The organism is Rhodococcus sp. 852002-51564_SCH6189132-a (genome assembly GCF_001665495.1).
GTDB lineage: Bacteria > Actinomycetota > Actinomycetes > Mycobacteriales > Mycobacteriaceae > Rhodococcus > Rhodococcus pyridinivorans.
The window spans coordinates 84,663-106,667 of the sequence record NZ_LZMJ01000013.1 but is presented as its reverse complement, the minus strand read 5'-3'; the positions used below and the strand labels follow the sequence as shown (position 1 = coordinate 106,667).

The window sequence follows — 22,005 nt, the reverse complement described above, 5'->3', positions numbered from 1 at the left end:
ACGCCGACACTGGAACGCGATATCGCCGGCCGACGACGAGCGACGGCACCGTCCGATAGGGACGGTGCCGTCGCGGGGTCGATCGGGGTCGGAATCGGTCAGGTGGGTGATCCGTCCGGTACGGGAAGGGCGCCGTCGAGCACGGCCCGGTCGATGCTCTCCCGGAGCCGCGGACACCCTTCGCGCGGTGTGATGGACGAGCCTCGGAGCGAGGCGGTCTCGCGGAAGGTCGGGCACACGGTGTCCGGATCCTCCTGCCACTGCACGCTCGTGTGCGACAGGCTGTTCTTGCGCACCAGCACGCAGGTGCCGCACTCGCGGCACTGCACCTCGTGCTGACCCGAATCCAGATAGTTGATCTTGTCGATCGCGGTCTGGGCGGCGACGGCCTCGGCCCGCTCGGGCCACTGGGAGAAGTCCGGGGACTTCGCCCATCTGCTCCGCCGGGTCGAGACACTCATCGTCACACCTCCGCTTCCTGCTTGCCCTGTTCTTCCTCGCGCTTCTTACGCTCGAGATTCTCGGCGACCTCCTTCTCCCAGACCTCGTTGGCCTTGGCGGTGTCGACCTCGAACTCGAAGCGGCCCGTCATCTTCTCCGTCACGTCGGCGACGTCGACGTAGAACTGCTCGTACCAGCGGCGGAGCTGGTAGACCGGACCGTCCTCATCGCACAGCAGGGGATTGTCGATCTTTGTCTTGTTCTTCCAGATCTCGACGTCCTGCAGGAAGCCCTCGCCGACACCCTCGGTGAGCTTGGCGGCCAGCACGTCGGACTGCTCGGGTGACATGCCCTGCGGCTTCTTGACGATGATGCCGTACTGCAGCATGAACGAATCGTGCGTGATCGGGTAGTGGCAGTTGATCAGCACGGATTCGGTCTGGTACCCACCGTAGTTGTTCTTCAGCGGATTGATCATGTAGGAGGGGCCGTAATAGGCCGCGTACGACTCGAGCGTCGACTCCAGCCCGTACTGCGTCGCCATACCCTTGTCCGGCCGACCGCGGGTGTTGAGGTACTGCTCCGCGATGTGCCCCTCGAAGACGTTCTTGAAGAACGTGGGGAAGGCGTAGTGGATGTAGAAGAAGTGCGCCATGTCGACGACGTTGTCGATGATCTCGCGACAGTTGGAACCTTCGATCCGGATCTGGTTCCAGGTCCAGTCCGTCCACTCGTCCGAGCCGTACTGCTCGATCTCGGGGATGGTGACCTCCGGAGGCGGGGTGTTGCCCTCGGGGTCGTTCCACACGAACAGCTGGCCGTGCTTCTCCATCGTGATCCACGAACGGGTGCGGGCCAGCGGGGGAACACGCTTGGCGTACGGGATGTCCGTGCACTTGCCGTTACCGCCCCAGCGCCAGTCGTGGAACGGGCAGGCAACCGAATCGCCCTTGATCTCGCCCTGTGACAGGTCGCCGCCCATGTGGCGGCAGTACGCGTCGAGCACCTTCGCGTCGCCGTTGCTGTCGGCCCACACCACGAGTTTCGTGCCGAAGGCCTCGACGGCGTGAGGCTTGCCGTCCTTGAACGTGCGACTGAGGCCGAGGCAGTGCCAGCCTCGCGCGAAACGCGTCCGGACCTCTCCGACGTCGATCTCGCGAATCTGTGCCATGTCCGCTCACTTCCCTCCGGAAATCTCTTCTAGAACACGTTATAGAATTCGCGTCCCGAGGGGAAGGGTTCGGGGACTTTGGTCCCGCCACAGAGATTGTCTACCTGCGGGTGCGGCGCGTCTCGACACGAATAAGAACATGTTCTAGTCTCGGTACAAGCGATCAATTCCTGAACAGACGGGAGCGTCCAGTGGGTGACCACGACAGCCACGAGGTACTGCAGCGGATCGACGCTCTGCTGCCCACGCTGCGAGAACGTGCGCAGGAGGCCGAGAATCTGCGCCGGGTGCCCGACGACTCGATCAAGGAGCTCCAGGAGGCCGGCTTCTTCAAACTTCTGCAACCGGCCCAGTGGGGTGGATACGAGGCCGATCCCGTCACCTTCTTCACCGCGGTGCGCAACATCGCGAGCGCGTGCGGCTCGACCGGATGGGTCTCCGGCATCATCGGCGTCCACAACTGGCACCTCGCACTCTTCGACCAGCAGGCCCAGGAAGAGGTCTGGGGCGACGACACCGACGTCCGCATCTCCTCGTCCTACGCGCCCATGGGTGCCGGTGAGGTCGTCGACGGCGGATACAAGGTCAACGGTGCGTGGGCCTGGTCGTCCGGATGCGACCACGCGAGCTGGGTCGTCGTCGGTGGCCCGGTCATCAAGGACGGCCGCCCCGTCGACTTCGGCAGCTTCCTGATCCCTCGCTCCGAGTACGAGATCGACGACGTGTGGCACGTGGTCGGCCTGCGCGGCACCGGATCCAACACGATCAAGGTCAAGGACGTCTTCGTCCCGCGCCACCGCTTCCTCAGCTTCAAGGCCATGAACGACCTCGCCTCGCCCGGGCTCGAGCGCAACACCGTACCCGTCTACAAGATGCCGTGGGGCACCATCCATCCCACGACCATCTCGACGCCCATCGTCGGCATGGCCTACGGCGCGTACGAGGCGCACGTCGAACACCAGGGCAAGCGTGTCCGTGCGGCGTACGCCGGCGAGAAGGCCAAGGACGATCCGTTCGCCAAGGTGCGCATCGCCGAGGCCTCCAGCGACATCGACGCGGCCTGGCGCCAGCTGTCGGGCAACGTCGCCGACGAGTACGCCCACCTCCTCGCCGGCGAGGAGGTTCCGATGGAACTGCGGCTGCGGGCGCGTCGCGACCAGGTCCGCGCGACCGGCCGTGCAATCACGTCGATCGACCGTCTCTTCGAGAACTCGGGTGCCACCGCACTCGCGGACGGCACACCCATCCAGCGTTTCTGGCGCGACGCGCACGCCGGTCGTGTGCACGCCGCCAACGACGCCGAGCGCGCCTACGTGATGTTCGGTGCCGCCGAGTTCGGTCTGCCGATCACCGACACGATGGTCTAGGGGTGGATGTGACCGCAATCGACGAGATCACCTACGAGTCGACCTCCCGTTTCGCGCAGGTCCGCGACGACCTGCGCCTGCACTACCACGAGGCCGGTGTCGGCAACGACACCACGATCGTCCTGCTCCACGGCGGTGGCCCGGGCGCGTCGTCGTGGTCGAACTTCGCCAGGAACATTCCGGTGCTGGCACAACGGTTCCACGTGCTCGCCGTCGACCAGCCCGGCTACGGCAGGTCCGACAAGCCGACCGAGCATCCGCAGTACTTCGTGCACAGCGCGTCCGCGCTGAGCGACCTGCTCGACACGATCGGGATCACCGACCGCGTCCACCTCCTCGGCAACTCGCTCGGTGGTGGTGCCGCCGTGCGGTTCGCGCTCGACTACCCCGAGCGCGCAGGGCGACTCGTCCTCATGGGGCCGGGTGGGCTGAGCGTCAACCTGTTCGCACCCGACCCCACCGAGGGGGTCAAGAATCTCGGCCGGTTCTCGTACGAGCCCACCCGCGAAAATCTCGAGGCGTTCCTGCGGATCATGGTGTTCGACCAGTCGCTGATCACCCCCGAGCTCGTCGAGGAGCGGTTCGCGTCGGCGAGCACCCCCGAGTCGCTCGCTGCGGCGAAGGCGATGGGGAAGTCGTTCTCCAGCGCCGAATTCGAGAAGGGGATGCTCTGGCGCGACGCCTACAAACTCCGTCAGCGGGTACTGCTGATCTGGGGTCGCGAGGACCGCGTCAACCCGCTCGACGGTGCACTCGTCGCACTGAAGATGATCCCGCGTGCACAGTTGCACGTGTTCGGTGGATGCGGCCACTGGGCCCAGCTCGAGAAGTTCGACGAATTCAACCGCCTGACAGCGGATTTCCTCACGGATGGAGTCGAATAGATGAGTATCCGGTCGCTGGCATATCTCCGGATCGGCGCCACCGACGTCCCGGCCTGGCGCGAGTACGGACTCAAGGTCCTCGGCATGATCGAGGGCAAGGGCACCCACGCCGACGCGTTGTACCTGCGGATGGACGACTTTCCGGCCCGGCTCGTCATCGAGCCGCACGAGTCCGACACGCTGCTCGTCTCGGGCTGGGAGACCGCGAACGCCGCCGATCTCCAGTCGGTTCGCGACAGTCTGTCCGCGGCAGGCGTCCCGTTCAAGGAGGGCACCGCCGAGCAACTCGCCGATCGTCGCGTCGACGAACTGATCGTCTTCCAGGATCCGTCGGGCAACACCCTCGAGGCGTTCCACGGTGCCGCCCTCGAACACCGCCGCGTCGTCAGCCCGTACGGGCACAAGTTCGTCACCGGCGAGCAGGGTCTCGGGCACGTGGTGCTCTCGACCCGCGACGACGAGGAATCGCTGCGCTTCTACCGCGACGTGCTCGGTTTCCGCCTGCGTGATTCGATGCGGATGCCTCCGCAGATGGTCGGCCGGCCCGCCGACGGAAAACCGGCCTGGCTGAGGTTCTTCGGATGCAATCCGCGCCATCACAGCCTCGCCTTCCTGCCCATGCCCACCCCGTCGGGTATCGTGCACCTGATGATCGAGGTGGAGAACTCCGACGACGTCGGTCTCGCCCTCGACCGCGCACTGCGGAAGAAGGTCAAGATGTCGGCGACGCTCGGACGCCACGTCAACGACAAGATGCTGTCCTTCTACATGAAGACCCCCGGCGGATTCGACGTCGAATTCGGTTGCGAGGGGCTGCAGGTCGAGGACGACGACTGGATCGCCCGTGAATCCACGGCCGTGAGCCTGTGGGGCCACGACTTCTCGGTGGGAATGCAGTAATGACCGCGCCGGAGGCCGGAGAGAACGGTGCGATCGACCCACAGGCCTTCCGCACCGTGCTCGGGCAGTTCTGCACCGGCGTCACCGTCATCACCACCACCGAGGACGACGGAACGCCTGTAGGATTCGCGTGCCAGTCGTTCGCAGCGTTGTCGCTCGACCCGCCGCTGGTGTTGTTCTGCCCCACGAAGCAGTCGCGGTCGTGGGCGGCCATCGAACGAGCGGGCCGCTTCTGCGTCAACGTCCTTGCCGAGGAACAGCAGGAGACCTGCGCGCGGTTCGGTTCTCGCGAACCCGACAAGTTCGCCGGACTCGACTGGACGCCCTCCCCGTTGGGCTCACCCGTCCTGACGGGATCGCTTGCGCACATCGATTGCACGGTCGAGACGGTGCACGACGGGGGAGACCACTGGGTGGTCTTCGGTCGCGTGTCGTCGCTGAGCGAGGTGCGCGACGAGAAGGAACGCCCGCTGCTCTTCTACCGCGGGCAGTACACCGGGATCGAACCGGAGAAGACGACGCCGGCGCCCTGGCGCGACGACCTCGAAGCGTTCCTCACCTCTGTCACGGAGGACACCTGGTTGTAGATCGCAGGACCGTACCGCGCGACACGTGGTACCGCACGACGAAGCCGGGACGACCACATCGATTGTGGTCGTCCCGGCTTCGTGTGTGGATCAGGAACGGTCGGCGCCGGTCGCGTCGTCCGGTTCCTCCTCGTAGTACTCCGTGGTCACGACGCGGCGCACCAGGCGCGGCTTGCGCGGCCGGTCGGCGTCCTCGCCGCCTGCCGTGTCCGTCTTCGCATCGGCCGTGCTCGTGTCGGCCGACGGCGGCGGCGTGAAGTGCGCCGGCCCCGTCGGTCCCGGACCGACGATCTCCTGATCGCTGCCGCTGCCGCTGCCGCTGCCGCTGTCGCTGCCGGGAGCTGCGTGGCGGGCGGTGTCCGCCGCCGAGTCCGCGGTCCCGGACGGTGTGGACGAGTCCGCGGTCCCGGACGGTGTGGACGGCGTCGACGCGGTATGCCCCGGCATCGAGTGCTCGAGCGATTCGTCCCGCTGGCCCTCGCTCGGCCGGTAGTTGCCGGCGATCTCCTCACGCGCGACGTCGGGCGGTGTCGGTGAGGGCCCGGTTCCCGCCGATGTGGTGGTGCCGTACGTCTCGCCGGTGTGCGACGTCCCGGTGCCTCCCGGTCCGCCGGCCGCGCCACCGACGAGGCCACCACCGGCTGCGCTCCGCTCGCCGAGGCCGCTGCGGTCGTCGGTGAACCCGGCCCGATCGTCCGTGAATCCGCCCTGATCGCCGGTTGATCCACCCCCTGCAGGGGTGTCCCCGAACCGGCGGTAGTAGCGGTACAGCTCGTCCTCCTCGAGCGGGGTCAGCTCACCGTTCTCGTCGATGTTCGGGGCGCCGGTGATCGTGTCCTTGTCGAAGGGCAGGCGCACTCCGGTGCTGTCGAGCATGGCTTCGTCGATCGGGGCGAAGTGCCGGCGCGTTCCGAACAGACCCGTGACGACGGTGATCCAGGCGGGTCGGCCCGTGTCGTTGTCCAGGTAGACCTCTCCGACGCGTCCGAGCTTGTCACCGTCCGGCCCGTACGCGGTGGCGCGAGCGAGGGTGTCGATGTCGTCGTTGCTGATCATGATGTCCTCATCCGTGGGCGATGCGGCTTCCTGCTGTGCGGATGCCCTCCGGTGCGAGTGACGAAACGCTGCCGTTACACCGCTCGCCGTTGCGTCGACCATCCCCGCGTGTTATCCATATTGTCAACAATCCGACAACCGGCACGAGGGTTCGCGCCCTCGGCTGTTCGGAGGGATCGTCATGACCCGTCTTTCACCCCGCCTGCTGCAGGCAACGCCCGTCACCGTCGACCACGCCGAGGGGTGCTACATCCACGGCACCGACGGACGTCGGTATCTCGACTTCACCGCCGGCATCGGCGTCACGAGTACCGGCCACTGTCACCCGCACGTCGTCGAGGCCGCCCGCCGGCAGATCGGCTCGCTGATCCACGGGCAGTACACGACCGTGATGCACCGGCCCCTGCTCGAACTCACCGAACGCCTGGGCACGGTGCTCCCCGAAGGACTCGACTCGCTGTTCTTCGCCAATTCGGGCAGCGAGGCAGTCGAGGCGGCGCTGCGTCTGGCCCGCCAGGCGACAGGACGACCCGGAATCGTCGTCTTCCACGGCGGTTTCCACGGCCGTACCGTCGCCGCCGCCACGATGACCACCTCCGGAACCCGTTTCTCCGCAGGGTTCTCGCCGCTCATGGGCGGTGTACACGTCGCTCCCTTCCCCACGGCCTATCGCTACGGCTGGTCGGAGGAGGAAGCGACCGATTTCGCCCTGCAGGAACTGGACTACCTGTTCGCGACCCTCGTCGCGCCGGACGAGATCGCGGCCTTCGTCGTCGAACCGGTCCTGGGCGAGGGCGGTTACGTCCCCGGCAACACCAGGTTCTTCCAGGGACTGCGGCAGCGGGCCGACGAACACGGCATCCTGCTCGTCTTCGACGAGATCCAGACCGGATTCGGGCGGACCGGAAAGTTCTTCGGGCATCAGCACTTCGACGTGCGACCCGACATCATCACGATCGCCAAGGGCCTCGCGAGCGGTTTCCCGCTGTCGGGTATCGCCGCCTCCGAGGAACTCATGGAGCGCGCCCGTCCGGGATCGCAGGGCGGCACGTACGGAGCTAATGCGGTCTCCTGCGCGGCGGCCGTGGCCACTCTCGACGTGATCGAGAAGGAGGGGCTCGTCGACAACGCCGCCGCACGTGGACGTGAACTGCTCTCCGGTGCACGGGAGAACACGATCGACGCCATCGGCGACGTGCGCGGCCTCGGCCTCATGGTGGGCCTCGAGTTCACTACCGACGGAGCACCCGACCGGGAGCGGGCGTCCGCAGCGCAGCAGCTCGCCGCGCAGAAGGGGTTGCTGCTGTTGACCTGCGGTGCGCACATGAACGTGGTGCGCATGATCCCGCCGCTGATCGTCACCACCCGGCAGATCGAGGATGCGCTCGGGATCTGGTCCGAGGTCCTCGCCGAGGTCCGATAATCCGTCGAACGAGGGAGTCCGCGTGGCCCGATACATCACGATCACTCTCGACAAGCGCGACATCACGTGCAGAGCAAGGCTTCTCGACGACGAGGCGCCGCTCACCTGCGCGGCGGTGTGGGACGCCCTGCCGCAGAGCGGTTCGGCGTTCCACGCCAAGTACGCCCGCAACGAGCTCTACACCCTCGTCCCGAGGATCACCGCGGCACCGCACCGGGAGAACCCGACGGTGACACCGATCCCGGGGGATGTGTGCCTGTTCGACTTCGAACCGTGGGAGATCGGTAATCCCGCATACGGTTACGAACCCGGCTCGCAGGCCCATGCGCAGCAGGGAGCGACCGATCTCGCGTTGTTCTACGGCCGGAACAATCTGTTGCTCAACGGCGATGTGGGCTGGGTGCCGGGCAACGTCTTCGCGACGATCGAGGATGGCCTGCCCGAACTCGCCGTCGCGTGCAACGACCTGTGGATCCAGGGGGTCGTGGGGGAGACGCTGAGCTTCGCACGCGCATAGACGGGCACCGCACGGGAACGGCACCGCACAGTCTGTGCGGTGCCGTTCCCGTGCAGACCTCTTCTTCAGCTCAACGCGTACTCGGCGAATCGCGCGACAGCGAGCAGCAGGTCGTCCGAATGCCGCGGCCCGACGATCTGCAGACCCACGGGCAGACCCGCCGAGGTGGTGCCCACAGGGATGCTGATGGCCGGCTGCTGCGTGAGATTGAAGGGATAGGTGAACGGGGTCCACTGCGGCCACGAGGTCAGCGACGAACCCGGCGGCACGTCGTGGCCGGCCTCGAAGGCGGGGATCGGCATCGTCGGGGTGATCAGCACGTTGTACCTCTGGTGGAAGATCCCCATCGTGATGCCGACCGCCGCCGCGACCGCGCGGGCCTCGAGATAGTCCACGGCACCGAGTTGTTCGCCGTGGGACCACACGCGTCCGAGACCGGGATCCACCTTGTCCCGCGTGCCCTCGGGGAAGGTCCTCAGCATCGTGGCGGCGCCTGCCGCCCAAAGGTTCTCGAAGGCATCGAGCGGATCGGGGAAACCGGGATCGGCGGCGGTCACGCGCAGCCCGGTTTCGTCGAGGACGCGGACCGCCCGGTCGACGATCTCACCGACCTCGGGGTCCGCGTCGACGTAGCCGAGGGTCTTGGAATAGGCGACATCCATCCCCACCACCTCGCGGTTGAGGCCACCGCGGAAGGTCGTCAGCGGCGGCGCAAGGGCCGTCGGGTCCCGGGGATCGGGCAGCGCGAGGATGTCGGTGAGCAGCGCCGCGTCCTCGACCGTCCGGGTGATCGGCCCGGCGTGCGCGAGCGGCCCGAACGGGCTGGCGGGGAAGATCGGGATCCGGCCGTGAGTGGGCTTGAAACCCACCACGCCGCAGAACGATGCGGGGATGCGGATACTGCCCCCACCGTCGGTGCCGACGGAGCACGGACCGAAGCCGGCCGCGACCGCCGCCGCGCTGCCACCGGACGAGCCACCGGCGGTCTTCGTCGTATCGACGGGATTCGTGGTCACCCCGTACAGGGCCGAATCGGTCACCGCCTTCCACGCGATCTCCGGGGTGGTGGTCTTGCCCACCAGCACCATTCCGTCCTCGCGCAGCCGGGCCGCGACCGGGCTGTCGACGTTCCAGTCCTGGTTCTCGTCGATGGCCTGCGAGCCCCGCAGGGTCGGCCATCCGTCGGTGAGGAAGACGTCCTTGATCGAGATGGGGACCCCGTCGAGCAGACCCTTCGAATAGCCGGTCCGCCACCGCTCCTCGGAGCGGCGTGCCTGGTCGAGGGCCTTCTCCTCGTCGACGAGGCAGAACGAGTTGATCTCGCGATCGTGCGCCGCGATCCGATCGAGCACGGCCCGTGTCACCTCGACGGGAGACAACTCGCCCGAGGAGAACGCCGACACGAGTTCGACGGCGGTCATGTCTGTGGGCTCCATCGTGCCTCCTTCTCGTCGGACGATGCCGACTCTCACGCGCCGGGCACGTAACCCAGCTTCTTGTCCACCACGTTCCGAAGAGGTTCGCCACTGCGGTGACGGTGGAAATTGTCGATGAAGACGTCCACCAGCGCATCGCGCCAGCCCACGAAATCCCCCGAATTGTGCGGGGTGATCGAGACGTTCGGCATGTCCCAGAGCAGATGGTCCTCGGGGAGCGGCTCGACGTCGAGCACATCCAGTGCGGCACCGGCGATGGCGCCCGACCGCAGTGCCTCGACGAGGTCGTCGGTGCGCACGAGTTCGCCCCGCCCGACGTTGACGAAGCGGGCCTGCGACTTCATCGCGGCGAACATCCGGGCGTCGAACAGGTGCCGGGTCTGCTCGGTGAGAGGCGCGGCCACGACGACGAAATCGGCGTCGGCGAGGGCGCCGGGTAGATCCGCGGTCGTGGTGACGGTGCCGAAATCGGGGTCGTCGTCGCGAGGGCGCCGGCCCGAGCCTCGGACCGTCATCCCCACGGCCGAGAGCAGGCGTGCGATCGCGCGGCCGATCGGACCGGTGCCGACGACGAGCACGGAGCGACCGGCGATGCGTTCGGACTCGCGGTGCTTCCAGATGTGCTCGCGCTGGAGCCGCAGGGATTCGGGGATGTCCTTGGCGAAGGAAAGTATCTGGGCGAGCACGTATTCGGCGATCGCCCCGTCGAAGACTCCGCGGGAATTGGTGACGACCACGTCGCTGTCGCGCAGGTCGGGGAACATGAGGGCGTCGACCCCGGCCGCGGCGACATGGATCCACTTCAAGGAGGTCGCGGCGTGCCAGGCCGCGGGCAGGGCGTCGGTGAGGAAGTCGTACGCGAAGAGGATGTCGGCGCCGTCGAGTGCGTCGGCCAGACCGGCGGCGTCGGTGTAGCGCACCGTGGCGTGTTCGGCCACCGGGGCCATCCACGCACGATCCGGCACGGCTTCGGCATGAAGCACTGCAACGACCGGCTGGGCATCCACGTTGACACCGTAAGAGCGCCTCGTATTATTGTCAACAATCCTCAAGGCTGAGGGAACTCTTTGACGAAGCCGAGGGACCGTATGGAACTGAACATTCCCGAGTTCGAAGGTCCTCTGGCTCAGCGGGGCATCGGTGTGATCGCACCCTTCGATCTCGCCCTGGAACGAGAACTGTGGCGATGGGCGCCGCTCGAGGTCAGTCTGCACCTCGCTCGAACCCCCTACGAGCCGGTGCCGGTCAGCCGTGCCATGGCCGAGATGGTCTCCGACCGGCGGCACCTGATGGTCGCGACCCGCGACGTGCTGTCGGTGGAACCGGAAGTCGTTGCGTATCTGTGTACCTCGGGCAGTTTCGTCAACGGGGTGGCCTACGAGAAGGCCCTGTGCGACGCGATCTGCGGGGCGGGCGCACCGTGCGCGGTCACGACCTCCGGAGCGCTGCTCGAAGCCCTCCGCGCACTCGACCTGACCCGCATCTCGGTGATCACCCCCTACGACCGGGAGCTCACCGACCTACTGCGAGACTTCCTGAACGAGGCCGGAACCGAGGTCGTCCGGTCGTCGCATCTCGGGCTCGGCGGCGGCATCTGGAAGGTCAACTACCGCACCATCGCCGAACACATCATCGGGGCCGATACCCCCGAGTCGCAGGCGATCTTCGTCAGTTGCACCAACCTGCCGACCTACGACCTGATCGCGCCGCTCGAACGGGAACTCGGCAAGCCGGTCCTCACGGCCAACCAGCTCACCATCTGGGCGTGCCTGGGACGGATGAAGTTGCCCATGACCGGGCCGGGAAAGTGGTTGAGAGGAGTGTTCTGAATGCATCGTGACCGTCCGACCATCGGGATCGTCTACCCGGATCATGCCGCCGAGGACGACTACCCGTTCGCCGCCGAACTCCTGGGGGTGAATCTGCCCGTCGCCCACATCTACGGAACCGATCTGCACGCCGTTCCCGAACTCCTCGACCTCGGGAGCCCGGCCAAGCTCGCCGGGGGAGCGGCGCAGTTCGCGGACGAGCCCCTCGACGCTCTCGTGTGGGCGTGCACGTCGGGCAGCTTCGTGTACGGACCCGAGGGGGCACGCACCCAGGTCGAGCAGCTCTCCCGGGACGCGGGAGGCGTGCCCACGACCAGCACGAGCATCGCGTTCGTCGCCGCACTACGGGCGCTCGGAGTCGGCCGGGTGGCCGTGTCGGCGAGTTATCCGCGGGACGTCGCCGAACTGTTCGTCGCCTTCCTCGCGGACGCCGATGTCGAGGTCGTCTCGCTCGCCGACGCCGGCATCGACACCGCCGCCGAGGTCGGCACCCTGACCGACGAGGCCGTCCTCGAATTCGTGAGGACCAACGATCATCCCGACGCACAGGCGGTCCTCGTGCCCGACACCGCGATGCACACGCTGCGGATCATGCGGGAACTCGGGAAGGAGACCGGCAAGCCGGTGCTGACCGCCAATCAGGTCACCGTGTGGCACGGCCTGGAACTGGCCGGATATACAGTGGAATGCCCGGAGCTGGGCTCACTGTTCGAGGAGGATACCGATCATGGTGCTCGGTGATCTGGAAGATCTACGTCCTGTCACCCGGCCGTCCACGGCCGAGCTCATCGCCGAACAGATCCGGTCGGCCATCGTCCGGGGTGCGCTCGGTCCCGGGGAACAGCTGGGGGAGGCCGAACTCGCGGCGCACTTCCAGGTCTCCCGGGGCCCGCTGCGAGAAGCCATGCAGCGGTTGCTGTCCGAAGGTCTGCTCTACAGCATCCGCAACCGGGGCATCTTCGTCACCGAGCTCACCTTCGACGACGTCGTCGACATCTACCGCAGCCGCTGGGTCATCGAGGGCGGTGCCCTCGACCTGGTGCTGGAGGGCCGTCGCGAACAGACGTGGAAGGCCCTCGAACCGGCGATCGAGGAGATGCGCACCGCCGCCGAACGCGAGGACGCCACCGGTGTCTCGGACGGCGACCGGCGTTTCCACGAGATCCTCGTGGCCAGTGCCGACAGTCCGCGGCTCGTGCGGGCAGCCCGCACGCTGCTCGTCGAGACGCGGATGTGCCTCGGCGCGTTGCAGACCACCTATCCCGACCTGCACGTGCAGGTGGACGAGCACGTCGTGCTGCGGGAGGCGATCCGCACCGCCGACCGGGAGGAGGTGCGGCGTCTGCTCGACGAGCACCTGCACGACACGGTCACCCGGCTCCGCGAGCGTCAGAACGTCGACGGCGTGATCGCGTCCGGCTGATACGGCTCAGCCGGGAGGGGTGAACGACGACAGGGCCGTTGCGGCGATGTTGCCGCCGGCGTCCTCCGACGCCAACCGTCCTGCCGCGACTTCGGTTGCGGCACAATGGACCAGGCTGTGCAGGACCGACGCCAGCCAGGACGACGACAGGTCGGTGCGGAACGCCCCTTCGGCGCGACCGCGCTCGATGAGGGCGGTCGCGCGGGCGAGCAGGCCGTCGTGTGCGGCGCGTACGTCCTCGGCGGGAAGTGCTTGTTCGGCCGCCGCGAGCAGTGCCCCCGCGTCGGCGGTCAGCGACCACGAGCCCGCGATGAGGCGGTGAAGGGCGTCGCGGGGGTCGCCCGTGAGGTCGATCCGGTCCACGGTCTGTTCCGCCTCGGCGAGCGCGCGCTGCACCACGGCGGTGACGAGTTCTGCGCGAGTGGGGAAGTGGCCGTAGAGGGTGACACGCCCGACGCCGGCCGCCTTGGCGATCTCCCCGATGCTCGCGTCGGGGTCACGACTCAGTGCGATGCGCGCGGCGTCGAGGATCGCCTCGATGTTCCGCTCGGCGTCCGCACGTTTCCTGGTGTGAAGCGATACGGGACGGCGGGATGTCTCGTGGGTGGTCACGGATCCTCCTCTTGTCGAACACTGATGTTCAGGTTACGCTGACCATCAACTCGAACATCACTGTTCAACTTAGGCGGATCCTCATGACGAGCTCCGACATCACCATCGTCCCCGTCGATCGACCTGCGACCGGCATCGACCCGAAGGCGCTGCTACGAGGGGTGCTGCGCCGGTGGCCGAGCCTCGTCGCAGTCGCCCTCGCCGCGTTCGTCCTCGCGGACGGGGGCACCGACTTCCCGGCGATCCTCACCGGCGCGGCACTGGTCTATCTCGGTGCCGCCGTGCTGGGTCGTCGCAGCGCGGCTTGGCCGCTGTTCCTCGGCGCCGTCGCGCTGATCGGCGTCGGCAAGGTCGCCGTCGTCGCGTTCGGGGTGCCGGTCGAGATCACCGTGGTGATGGTTGCGCTCGGTGCCGCGGGCGCCGTCTACGGACTCGCGCGCACCCCGGCCGGCCGGGCGATGCTCGTCGGGCCGTCGACCGTGGCCATGCTGGGTTTCGGTGCCGTCGCGGTGGCCGCGGTGACGGTCACCCCCGTCCCGGCGGGCGTGATCGTCGGGCTCGGACTGCTCGGTCACGCCGCGTGGGACTACCTTCATTTCCGCCGGAACACCGTGGTCGCCCGCTCGCTCGCGGAGTTCTGCGGTGTGCTCGACACCCTGCTGGGTGTCGCGGTGATCGTCCTCGCCGTCTCGGGCGCGCTCTCCTGAGTCCGGGAGAGCCTCAGACGACGGTCGCGTTGCCGAAGATCATCCACAGATCGGCGATCGACGACGAGGTCAGTGCGCGTCGGGGCAGACCGAGCGACCGCAGTTCGTCGGCGATCGGATGCGTCCCCAACCGTAGGGTCGCGCCGCCGAGCCGGGTGCGCACGCCGCTCGGATTCATCTCCCAGGTCGTGCAACGGGTGACGTCGTCGATGTGCGAGTAGGCGGCGAGCGAGGCTGCAAGGCCGTTGCCCGGCACCGGAAATCCGGGCGCCACCGCCAGTTCGGCGATCAGCACTCCGTCGGCGGAGACCGAACCGCGCTTGGTGCTGCTGTCGTGGTCGGCGTCGAAGTCGGCGAGGGTCTTCGGGAAACCCCAAATGCCGCGTCCCGCCGCAAGAGTGAAGTCGCCGTCGACGGGCAGATGGTGGATGAGCGCACCGGCCTGCCCGCCGACCAGGCTCCGCCAGTCGCCGACGATGCCGTCGCCGCGGTTGTGATGGTTGCGGACGAGGAAGCACACCCCGAACTCGTTGTACGGGCCGAGGTCCCCGTCGACGTAGTCCACGAAGACGAGCGTGCAGATCCCGTGGCCCGGGCGGTACTGCAGGATCTCGAGCCCGGTGCGGGCGACGAGTTCCTGCGCGGGGCGCACGGGAACCGAGAACATCCCCATGAACGCCGTGGCCGTTCGGACCTGCACGGGCATGGTGACCGGCTTGCCCAGCACCACATGCGTCGTCGTCTCGCTCATCGCTGCCTTCCGGAAGTCGGACGTGCGTACCCCGACAATGAGAACACGTTCCAGTTCCGGGGGGAAGGGACTAGGAAGGAGCGCCGATGTTCATCTCGTCGGGATGCGCGCCCACCCGCGTGCCGTCGTCGAGCGTGTCGAGTTCGCTGAGGTCGAGCTCGTCGAGTTCGAAGTCGAAGACGTCGATGTTCTGGGAGATGCGCTGCTCGTGCACCGACTTCGGGATGACGATCAGCCCGTTCTGCAGATGCCAGCGGATCAGCACCTGCGCGGCCGACTTGCTGTGACGATCGGCGATGCGGGTGACGATCGGGTCGACGAGCAGGGTGTTCGGCTTCGAGTTCGGACCCCACCCCGAGTTGCTCGTGCCACCGAGCGGGCTCCACGACTCGACGGCGATGCCGTGCTCGGACGCGAACCGGCGGATCTCCTGCTGCGGCAGGTGCGGATGCAACTCCACCTGATCCACCGCAGGCAACAACCCGCCACGATCGACGAGCAACTGCAGGTGGTGCGGTTCGAAGTTGCACACCCCGACCGCCTTCGCGCGCCCGGACTCGGCGATCTTCTCGAGGGCGTCCCAGGTGCGCAGGATCCGTTCGCGGTCCTGCAGCGGCCAGTGGATCAGGTAGAGGTCGACGTACTCGGTGCCCAGCTTCTTCAGGCTCGTGTCGAATGCCTTCAGTGCCGGCTCGTAACCCTGATCGGCGTTCCACAGCTTGGTGGTGACGAAGATGTCCTCGCGCGGCACCGACGACGCGGTGAGCGCGCGGCCGACGCCTTCCTCGTTGCCGTAGGCCGCGGCCGTGTCGATGTGCCGGTAACCGGCCTCGTCGATCGCGTATCGGACCGCGTGTTCGGTCTCGTCGTTGGTGGCCTGCCAGACTCCCAGGCCCAGCTGCGGGATCGTCGTTCCGGAATTCAGCGTGATCGTGGGAGGTGTCATCTCTCCGACGTTAGCGAGCCGCCGCGGCGGGCGCGAGTGATCCCGGACGATCGGGTGCTCTCCGGCCCGCGGGCTCCGAGGACGGGTGTCGAGTTCATCCGCCGGACGCCGGGGGACGGCAGGCGAGCAGCGCCGCCCACGTATCGACCTCCCGTCGGCCCGTCAGCCGCACGACCGGCAGATCGAGACGTTGTGCGAGCGCGGTGAGGACGCGGTCGCGGTACCCACCGTGGGTGCGCGGTGAACTCCTCGACGTCCCCGCCACGAGGACGCGGCGGGGACGCACGGGGAGTGGAACCGAGGAATCGAGGAGGCGCATCACCGATCTTTCGCAGGGATCGCCGCCGACGATATTGCTCAGGCGGAGACCGCGCTCAGGTACTCGCGCGGTTGCCCGAACAACTGGGCGCTGCCGTGCGCCCGCTTGAAGAACAACTGCGCGTCGTGCTCCCAGGTGATCGCGATCCCGCCGTGCAACTGCACGGCCTCCGAGGCGACCTGTTGGAAGGCTTCCGAACAGTAGATCTTCGCTGCGTACGCGTCCTGCGGATCCTGCGACAACGCAGCCGCATACGACATCGACCGCGCCGTCTCCACGAGCGCGTACATGTCGGCCATGCGGTGCTTGAGCGCCTGGAACGACCCGATTGCGCGACCGAACTGCTTGCGGTTCTTCGCGTAGTCGACGGTCAGGTCGAGCACCGCTTGCGCGGCACCCACCTGCTCGGCCGACAGGGCGATCGCCGCGGACGCCCGCAACCGGTCGACGAGATCGTCGGACGATGACAGGCGACGACCGGTCACCGCCGAGAACGACACCTCCGCGAGGGAACGCGTGGGATCCATCGTGGGCACGCGGCGCCGCGACACCCCGTCGGTCTCCGGATCGACCTCGAACAGACCGACCGTGTCACCGTCGGCGGCGAGCACGAGCAGGGTGGACGCGATGTCGCCGCCCAGCACGTAGTGCGCGGTTCCGGTCAGCACGTTGCCCTCGGCGCTCACGCCGGGACGCTGCCAGCCGGTGGCCGACGCCCAGCACACCGCGACGACCTCGCCGGCCGCGATGCCGGGGAGCAGACGCGCCGCCGCGTCGGCATCACCGGACAGCAGCACGGTCTGCGCCGCGAGCACCGCCGACCCCAGGAACGGCGACGGGGTGAGCGTGCGGCCGAGTTCCTCGAGCACCACGTGGGCCTCGACCCACGAGGCGCCCACACCGTCGTACTCCTCCGGAACGGCGAGGGCTGCGACCCCGACCTGCTCGACGAGCATCGTCCACAGTTCGTCGTCGTACCCGCTGCCGGTCGTGATCGCCCGCCGGACGGCAGCCGAATCGGAGTGCTTGGCGAGCAGGGTGCGCACCGAGTCCCGCAGTGCGGCACGATCTTCCGTCTCGAACGTCATGACGCCTCGCTCTCGAGTGCCGCGACCACGCGTGCCCGGTGCTCGTCGGGGGTGCCCCACGCGGTGACGAGCGCGCGGACCTTCGTGATCCACAGCGACAGATCGTATTCCTGGGTGTAGCCGATCGCGCCGTGCACCTGCAGTGCCGTGCGCGCGGCGAGATAGGCGGCGTCGCCGCACGCGACCTTGGCCGCCGAGACGTCCCGGGACGCAGTGGACAGCTCGTCGCGGACGGCGATGGCCGCACCGTGCAGCAGCGGACGTGCCATCTCCAGCGCGACCGCCACCTCGGCGAGATGGTGCTTGACCGCCTGGAAGGAGCCGATCGCGCGGCCGAACTGCTTGCGCTGCTGCGCGTACTCGACGGTGGTGTCGAGCAGAGTCCGGCCCAGGCCTTGGAGCTGAGCTGCAGACGCGAGGACACCGATGTCGAAAGCCGCAGCGGTATCTGTGGATCCGAGCGACTCGCCGACGGTGAGCGAGGCGAGCGTGCGCGACCGGTCGACCGACTCGCGCGTGTCCCCGGCGGTGCCCATCGAGACGGTGCCGTCGGCGACGTGCAGCGCGAGGTCGGCGACGTGCGCGTCGACCGCGTACGGCGCGTGGGGGAGCATCGCGACGGTGGCGAGCGATCCGGCGGCAAGCGGACCGAGACGCTCGGGTGCCACGGCGGCGAGCAGAACCGGTGCCACCGCGACGGTTTCGACCACCGGACCGGGCACGGCGTGGCGGCCGAGCTGTTCGACGGCGACGACGCGGTCGACCGCGTCGGCCCCGAGGCCGTCGTGCTCCTCGGCAACGAGCAGACCGTTGACGCCGGTCTCGGCCAGTCGCTCCCACACCTGCAGACCCGGTGCCGTGTCGCCGCTGTTCCACGCACGGATCACCTGCGGCATATCCGACTTGGTGAGCAGGGCGTCGATACTGGACGCGAAGTCCTCATGGGACTCGTCGAGTGCGAATCTCATCGATCACCCCTCGGAAGGCCGAGCAGCCGCTCGGCGATGACGTTCTTCTGGATTTCGTTGGTACCGGCGTAGATCGGGCCCGACAGCGAGAACAGGTAACCGTCGGTCCAGCCGTCGACGAGTTCGGCGTCCGCACCCTGCAGGTCGAGCGCCGTCTCGTGCGCGGCGATGTCCCACTCGGACCAGAACACCTTGTTGATCGACGATTCGGCGCCGAGCTGCCCGCCCGCGGTCAGGCGCGTGACGGTGGCCCAGGTCGACAGCTCGTAGGCGCGGGCCCCGATCCACGCGTCGGCGACGCGGTTGCGGAGCGCGGTGTCGCCGTGGAGGTCGGATTCGCCGTAGGCGCGCAGCAACCGGTCGGTGGCCGCCAGGAATCGGCCCGGCGCACGCAGCGACAGACCGCGCTCGTTGGAGGCGGTGCTCATCGCGACCCGCCATCCCTCGTTCACCGCACCGATCACACCGGACTCACCGGGACGCTCCGGGTCGTCGGGGACGAAGACATCCTCGAGGAAGATCTCTGCGAAGCCCGGCTCACCGTCGAGCTGCGGGATCGGTCGCACGGTGACGCCCTCGGCCCGCAGGTCGAACATGAAGTAGGTGATGCCCTTGTGCCGCTGGGCCTCCGGGTCGGAGCGAAACAGACCGAAACCCATGTCGGCATAGGACGCCCGCGAGCTCCAGGTCTTCTGGCCGTTGAGCAGCCAGCCGCCGTCGACTTTCGTGGCGGTCGAGCGCAGCGACGCGAGGTCGGAGCCGGACTCGGGTTCCGACCAGGCCTGGGCCCAGATGTCGTCGGCCCGGGCCATGCGCGGCATGATGCGGGCGAGCTGTTCGGGGTGGGCATGCTCGAACAGGGTGGGTGCGAGCAGGAAGATACCGTTCTGGCTCACCCGGCCGGGCGCACCGGCGCGGTGGTACTCCTCCTCGAACACGACCCACTGCTCGAGGGTCGCGTCGCGGCCGCCGAGTTCCTCGGGCCAGGAGACGACCGACAGGCGTGCATCGGCGAGGGTCCGTTCCCACTGCCGGTGTTCCTCGAAGCCCTCGGCCGTGTCCATCGACTCGAGCGGCGTCGTGGGGACGTTCTCGGCGAGGAAGGCGCGTACCTCGTCGCGGAACGCGAGGGTGGCGTCGTCGAGCTGCAGATCCACTACTTCGCTCCTTCCACCGGACGAGCGCTCGCGGCCATCGACTTGGCGTTCATGCCGCCGAGCGAGTCGGCGCCGACCTCGGCGTTGTGCGCGTGCGCGAAGTGGTGCAGGCCGAAGACCGAGTCCATGCCGTTGCGCATGCCCATCTGGTCCTCGCACTGGTTGACGGCGCGCTTGGTGAGCGCGAGCCCGAAGCGGGGCATCTCCGCGATGCGGGCGGCGAGGGCGAGGGTCTCGTTCTCGAGTTCCTCACGCGGCACGACGCGGCTGACCATGCCCACCTCGTAGGCGCGCTGGGCACTGAAACGATCACCGGTGTAGAGGATCTCCTTCGCGAAGCGCGTTCCGAGGATCCACGGGTGCGCGAAGTATTCGACACCCGGGATGCCCATGCGGACCACGGGATCGGAGAAGAAGGCGTCCTCGGACGCGACGATCAGGTCGCACACCCACGCCAGCATGAGACCGCCGGCGATGCAGGCGCCCTGCACCGACGCGATGGTGGGCTTGGGGATCTCGCGCCAGCGGCGGCACATCCCCAGGTAGACCTCCATCTCACGGGCGTAGCGCTGGTCGCCGCCGGGCTTGTCGACGTGGTCCCACCACATCACGGCCTTGTTGTCGTAGTGGACGTGGTGGTCGCGGCCCGGGGTGCCCAGATCGTGGCCGGCGGAGAAGTGCTTGCCGTTGCCGGCCAGCACGATCACCTTGACCTCGTCGTCCTCGACGGCCCTCTCGAAGGCGGCGTCGAGCGCGTAGGTCATGACCGAGTTCTGGGCGTTGCGGTAATCGGGTCGGTTGAGAGTGACGATCGCGACGCCGTCGCGCACCTCGTAGGTGACGACATCGGGCTCGAACGGGACGGTCATGACTTCTCCTCACGCAGAACGTTCTTCAGTACCTTGCCGGACGGGTTTCGGGGCAGCGCATCGATGAACCGAACCGATCGCGGCGCTTTGAAGTTGGCGAGTTTCTCTCGGGCGTACGCGATCACGTCGTCCTCGGTGAGCGGATGTCCGTCCAGCGGGACCACGAACGCCCGGCCGACCTCACCCATGCGCTCGTCGGGGACACCGATCACCCCGACCTCGTGGACTCCAGGCAGGCGCAGCAGTGCCGCTTCGACCTCCGCCGGATAGACGTTGAATCCGCCGCTGATGTACATGTCCTTGAGACGATCGGTGATGTCGAGATAGCCGCGTTCGTCGACGGTCCCGACATCGCCGGTGTGCAGCCACCCGTCCTCGTCGATCGTCTTGGCCGTGGCCTCGGGATCGTCGAGATAACCGAGCATGACGTTCGGGCCGCGCAGCAGGATCTCGCCCTTGTCGCCGATGCGCACCTCGAACTCCGCGGTGGCGCGTCCGGACGAGGTGGAGACGGTGACGGGATCGTCGTCGGTGCGGCACATCGTCGCGACGACCGCCTCGGTCTGCCCGTAGGCGGTGAGCACCGCGTCGAAGCTCAGTTCGTTCTGCATGCGCTCGACGAGGGAGACGGGCACGGGTGCGGCGCCGGTGACGGCGATGCGCAGGTTGCTCAGGTCGTACTCGCCGCGCCGCGGGTGGTCGAGGATGGACTGGTAGATCGTCGGGGCGCCCGGGAGGACGCTGATGCGCTCGGCCGCGACCATCGCCATGACCTTCTCTACGTCGAAGGTCGCGAGGGGGATGACGGTGGAGCCATGGAGCAGTGCGGCGACGAAGCCGGCCTTGTACCCGAAGCTGTGGAAGAACGGGTTGATGATCAGGTAGTTGTCGTCGATCGTCAGTTCGGCGCACTCAGCCCACGCCTGCGCGACACCGATGCACTGACGGTGGGCGCTGAGCACGCCCTTGCTGCGGCCGGTCGTGCCCGAGGTGAACAGGATGTCGGAGACGTCGTCGGGGGTCACGGCCGCGGCGCGCGCGTCGGCCTCGGTGCGGGCGGCGTCGGTGGCGGAGGACAGGAAGTCCGCCCACTCGACGATCCCGTCGATCGGCGCGTCGTTCCCTCCCAGCGGGACCCGCACGGTCGTCGGGATCGACAGTTCCGGAGCGACCTTGCACAGTTCGGTGTAGCGGTCGGTACCGAGGAAGTCGCCGACCACGACGAGGGCCTCGGGGCGGACGCGCTCGACGACGTCGGCGGCCTCGTTTCCGGTGTAGCGGGTGTTGAGGGGTACGACGACCCCGCCGGCCCAATGTGTACCCAGGGCAGCGATCACCCAGTGGAACGTGTTGGGCGACCAGATGACGACGCGCGCACCGCGTTCGACGCCGCGGGAGACGAGCGCCGCGGCGACATCGCGGACGTGGTCGCGCAGTTGTGCGAAGGTCAGCCGGGTGTCGCCATCGGCGATCGCGAGCAGGTCCGGCCAGGTGTCGGCGGCACGTACGAGTGCGGCCGGAGTGGTTCTCGGTCGTGTGTTCACAGAGCTCCCT

Annotated in this window: 24 protein-coding genes; 10 read left to right on the top strand and 14 right to left on the bottom strand. The window is 67.9% G+C overall.

What is annotated here, in order from left to right; genetic code table 11:
* Positions 1-98: 98 nt before the first annotated feature.
* Positions 99-461, bottom strand: coding sequence for a hypothetical protein (locus tag A5767_RS02470; RefSeq protein ID WP_064851572.1), 363 nt, complete (start codon positions 459-461; stop codon positions 99-101).
* A gap of 2 nt (positions 462-463) precedes the next feature.
* Positions 464-1,612 (bottom strand): Rieske 2Fe-2S domain-containing protein, encoded by a 1,149-nt coding sequence (locus A5767_RS02465; RefSeq protein WP_064851571.1) that lies wholly within the window; start codon positions 1,610-1,612, stop codon positions 464-466.
* A 191-nt stretch (positions 1,613-1,803) separates the two neighbouring features.
* On the opposite strand from A5767_RS02465, the gene hsaA reads away from it, so the two are divergent.
* The 4 genes from hsaA to hsaB are packed head-to-tail and all read left to right on the top strand — an operon-like array spanning position 1,804 to position 5,350.
* The gene (gene hsaA / locus A5767_RS02460; RefSeq protein ID WP_064851570.1) at positions 1,804-2,979 is read left to right on the top strand and encodes a 3-hydroxy-9,10-secoandrosta-1,3,5(10)-triene-9,17-dione monooxygenase oxygenase subunit; all 1,176 of its coding nucleotides are present in this window, start codon (positions 1,804-1,806) and stop codon (positions 2,977-2,979) included.
* A gap of 8 nt (positions 2,980-2,987) precedes the next feature.
* The gene (hsaD, locus tag A5767_RS02455; protein ID WP_064061707.1) at positions 2,988-3,863 is read left to right on the top strand and encodes a 4,5:9,10-diseco-3-hydroxy-5,9,17-trioxoandrosta-1(10),2-diene-4-oate hydrolase; all 876 of its coding nucleotides are present in this window, start codon (positions 2,988-2,990) and stop codon (positions 3,861-3,863) included.
* Complete coding sequence (hsaC, locus tag A5767_RS02450; protein ID WP_019290158.1) at positions 3,864-4,763, top strand: iron-dependent extradiol dioxygenase HsaC; 900 nt, start codon at positions 3,864-3,866, stop codon at positions 4,761-4,763.
* Positions 4,763-5,350 (top strand): 3-hydroxy-9,10-secoandrosta-1,3,5(10)-triene-9,17-dione monooxygenase reductase subunit, encoded by a 588-nt coding sequence (gene hsaB / locus A5767_RS02445; RefSeq protein ID WP_019290157.1) that lies wholly within the window; start codon positions 4,763-4,765, stop codon positions 5,348-5,350. The genes hsaC and hsaB overlap by 1 nt, the downstream gene beginning before the upstream one ends.
* Before the next feature lie 90 nt (positions 5,351-5,440).
* On the opposite strand, the gene A5767_RS22370 is transcribed toward hsaB, so the two are convergent.
* Positions 5,441-6,406: a PRC-barrel domain-containing protein gene (locus tag A5767_RS22370; protein ID WP_082937576.1), complete on the bottom strand. Its 966-nt coding sequence runs from the start codon at positions 6,404-6,406 to the stop codon at positions 5,441-5,443.
* 181 nt (positions 6,407-6,587) lie between these two features.
* On the opposite strand from A5767_RS22370, the gene A5767_RS02435 reads away from it, so the two are divergent.
* Together A5767_RS02435 and A5767_RS02430 are read left to right on the top strand one after the other, a co-directional pair.
* Positions 6,588-7,829 (top strand): aspartate aminotransferase family protein, encoded by a 1,242-nt coding sequence (locus A5767_RS02435; protein WP_064851569.1) that lies wholly within the window; start codon positions 6,588-6,590, stop codon positions 7,827-7,829.
* Positions 7,830-7,851: 22 nt separating this feature from the next.
* Entirely contained in the window at positions 7,852-8,346 is a 495-nt protein-coding gene (locus A5767_RS02430) for a DUF3830 family protein (protein ID WP_019290153.1), read from the top strand.
* A gap of 65 nt (positions 8,347-8,411) precedes the next feature.
* Here A5767_RS02430 and A5767_RS02425 read toward each other — a convergent pair whose 3' ends face one another.
* Complete coding sequence (locus tag A5767_RS02425; protein ID WP_064851568.1) at positions 8,412-9,782, bottom strand: amidase; 1,371 nt, start codon at positions 9,780-9,782, stop codon at positions 8,412-8,414.
* Positions 9,783-9,814: 32 nt separating this feature from the next.
* Entirely contained in the window at positions 9,815-10,729 is a 915-nt protein-coding gene (locus A5767_RS02420; protein WP_050993520.1) for a D-2-hydroxyacid dehydrogenase, read from the bottom strand.
* A gap of 141 nt (positions 10,730-10,870) precedes the next feature.
* Here A5767_RS02420 and A5767_RS02415 point away from each other — a divergent pair, with 141 nt between their 5' ends.
* From A5767_RS02415 to A5767_RS02405, 3 genes are read left to right on the top strand one after another with little or no spacing between them, the layout of a single operon-like run.
* Positions 10,871-11,611 (top strand): maleate cis-trans isomerase family protein, encoded by a 741-nt coding sequence (locus A5767_RS02415; RefSeq protein WP_033096906.1) that lies wholly within the window; start codon positions 10,871-10,873, stop codon positions 11,609-11,611.
* The gene (locus tag A5767_RS02410) at positions 11,612-12,352 is read left to right on the top strand and encodes a maleate cis-trans isomerase family protein (protein ID WP_006550440.1); all 741 of its coding nucleotides are present in this window, start codon (positions 11,612-11,614) and stop codon (positions 12,350-12,352) included.
* Entirely contained in the window at positions 12,339-13,034 is a 696-nt protein-coding gene (locus tag A5767_RS02405) for a GntR family transcriptional regulator (RefSeq protein WP_033096905.1), read from the top strand. Before A5767_RS02410 ends, A5767_RS02405 begins: the two co-directional genes overlap by 14 nt.
* Before the next feature lie 6 nt (positions 13,035-13,040).
* Here the strand turns inward: A5767_RS02405 and A5767_RS02400 are convergent, their stop codons facing one another.
* Positions 13,041-13,646 carry a TetR/AcrR family transcriptional regulator gene (locus tag A5767_RS02400; protein WP_033096904.1) on the bottom strand — a complete coding sequence of 202 codons (606 nt, stop codon included), beginning with the start codon at positions 13,644-13,646 and terminating at the stop codon, positions 13,041-13,043.
* Between the two features lie 83 nt (positions 13,647-13,729).
* Between A5767_RS02400 and A5767_RS02395 the strand changes: the two genes are divergently transcribed.
* The gene (locus A5767_RS02395) at positions 13,730-14,353 is read left to right on the top strand and encodes a hypothetical protein (protein WP_006550437.1); all 624 of its coding nucleotides are present in this window, start codon (positions 13,730-13,732) and stop codon (positions 14,351-14,353) included.
* A gap of 13 nt (positions 14,354-14,366) precedes the next feature.
* Here the strand turns inward: A5767_RS02395 and A5767_RS02390 are convergent, their stop codons facing one another.
* From A5767_RS02390 to A5767_RS02355, 8 genes are all read right to left on the bottom strand, one after another.
* Complete coding sequence (locus tag A5767_RS02390) at positions 14,367-15,104, bottom strand: acetoacetate decarboxylase family protein (protein WP_064851567.1); 738 nt, start codon at positions 15,102-15,104, stop codon at positions 14,367-14,369.
* 70 nt (positions 15,105-15,174) lie between these two features.
* The gene (locus A5767_RS02385) at positions 15,175-16,050 is read right to left on the bottom strand and encodes an aldo/keto reductase (RefSeq protein ID WP_024102892.1); all 876 of its coding nucleotides are present in this window, start codon (positions 16,048-16,050) and stop codon (positions 15,175-15,177) included.
* 94 nt (positions 16,051-16,144) lie between these two features.
* A complete protein-coding gene (locus tag A5767_RS02380; RefSeq protein WP_024102893.1) occupies positions 16,145-16,369 on the bottom strand; it encodes a hypothetical protein in 225 nt (74 codons plus the stop codon).
* A gap of 38 nt (positions 16,370-16,407) precedes the next feature.
* The gene (locus A5767_RS02375) at positions 16,408-17,457 is read right to left on the bottom strand and encodes an acyl-CoA dehydrogenase family protein (protein ID WP_064851566.1); all 1,050 of its coding nucleotides are present in this window, start codon (positions 17,455-17,457) and stop codon (positions 16,408-16,410) included.
* Positions 17,454-18,425 (bottom strand): acyl-CoA dehydrogenase family protein, encoded by a 972-nt coding sequence (locus tag A5767_RS02370; protein WP_064851565.1) that lies wholly within the window; start codon positions 18,423-18,425, stop codon positions 17,454-17,456. Before A5767_RS02370 ends, A5767_RS02375 begins: the two co-directional genes overlap by 4 nt.
* A complete protein-coding gene (locus A5767_RS02365; RefSeq protein ID WP_033096898.1) occupies positions 18,422-19,582 on the bottom strand; it encodes an acyl-CoA dehydrogenase family protein in 1,161 nt (386 codons plus the stop codon). Before A5767_RS02365 ends, A5767_RS02370 begins: the two co-directional genes overlap by 4 nt.
* On the bottom strand, positions 19,582-20,451 hold the full coding sequence (locus A5767_RS02360; RefSeq protein ID WP_019290144.1) for an enoyl-CoA hydratase: 870 nt from the start codon (positions 20,449-20,451) through the stop codon (positions 19,582-19,584). Before A5767_RS02360 ends, A5767_RS02365 begins: the two co-directional genes overlap by 1 nt.
* Positions 20,448-21,995, bottom strand: coding sequence for a FadD3 family acyl-CoA ligase (locus tag A5767_RS02355; RefSeq protein WP_064851564.1), 1,548 nt, complete (start codon positions 21,993-21,995; stop codon positions 20,448-20,450). The genes A5767_RS02360 and A5767_RS02355 overlap by 4 nt, the downstream gene beginning before the upstream one ends.
* Positions 21,996-22,005: the final 10 nt, after the last annotated feature.

Bases quoted from the DNA above. Each gene is read 5' to 3' on its own strand.
- A5767_RS02385 (WP_024102892.1), bottom strand. From the start codon at position 16,050: ATGACACCTCCCACGATCACGCTGAATTCCGGAACGACGATCCCGCAG.
- A5767_RS02465 (WP_064851571.1), bottom strand. From the start codon at position 1,612: ATGGCACAGATTCGCGAGATCGACGTCGGAGAGGTCCGGACGCGTTTC.
- A5767_RS02410 (WP_006550440.1), top strand. From the start codon at position 11,612: ATGCATCGTGACCGTCCGACCATCGGGATCGTCTACCCGGATCATGCC.
- A5767_RS02425 (WP_064851568.1), bottom strand. From the start codon at position 9,782: ATGGAGCCCACAGACATGACCGCCGTCGAACTCGTGTCGGCGTTCTCC.
- A5767_RS02380 (WP_024102893.1), bottom strand. From the start codon at position 16,369: ATGCGCCTCCTCGATTCCTCGGTTCCACTCCCCGTGCGTCCCCGCCGC.
- A5767_RS02470 (WP_064851572.1), bottom strand. From the start codon at position 461: ATGAGTGTCTCGACCCGGCGGAGCAGATGGGCGAAGTCCCCGGACTTC.
- A5767_RS02375 (WP_064851566.1), bottom strand. From the start codon at position 17,457: ATGACGTTCGAGACGGAAGATCGTGCCGCACTGCGGGACTCGGTGCGC.
- A5767_RS02390 (WP_064851567.1), bottom strand. From the start codon at position 15,104: ATGAGCGAGACGACGACGCATGTGGTGCTGGGCAAGCCGGTCACCATG.
- A5767_RS22370 (WP_082937576.1), bottom strand. From the start codon at position 6,406: ATGATCAGCAACGACGACATCGACACCCTCGCTCGCGCCACCGCGTAC.
- A5767_RS02370 (WP_064851565.1), bottom strand. From the start codon at position 18,425: ATGAGATTCGCACTCGACGAGTCCCATGAGGACTTCGCGTCCAGTATC.
- A5767_RS02435 (WP_064851569.1), top strand. From the start codon at position 6,588: ATGACCCGTCTTTCACCCCGCCTGCTGCAGGCAACGCCCGTCACCGTC.
- A5767_RS02405 (WP_033096905.1), top strand. From the start codon at position 12,339: ATGGTGCTCGGTGATCTGGAAGATCTACGTCCTGTCACCCGGCCGTCC.
- hsaB (WP_019290157.1), top strand. From the start codon at position 4,763: ATGACCGCGCCGGAGGCCGGAGAGAACGGTGCGATCGACCCACAGGCC.
- A5767_RS02395 (WP_006550437.1), top strand. From the start codon at position 13,730: ATGACGAGCTCCGACATCACCATCGTCCCCGTCGATCGACCTGCGACC.
- hsaC (WP_019290158.1), top strand. From the start codon at position 3,864: ATGAGTATCCGGTCGCTGGCATATCTCCGGATCGGCGCCACCGACGTC.
- A5767_RS02360 (WP_019290144.1), bottom strand. From the start codon at position 20,451: ATGACCGTCCCGTTCGAGCCCGATGTCGTCACCTACGAGGTGCGCGAC.
- A5767_RS02415 (WP_033096906.1), top strand. From the start codon at position 10,871: ATGGAACTGAACATTCCCGAGTTCGAAGGTCCTCTGGCTCAGCGGGGC.
- A5767_RS02420 (WP_050993520.1), bottom strand. From the start codon at position 10,729: ATGGCCCCGGTGGCCGAACACGCCACGGTGCGCTACACCGACGCCGCC.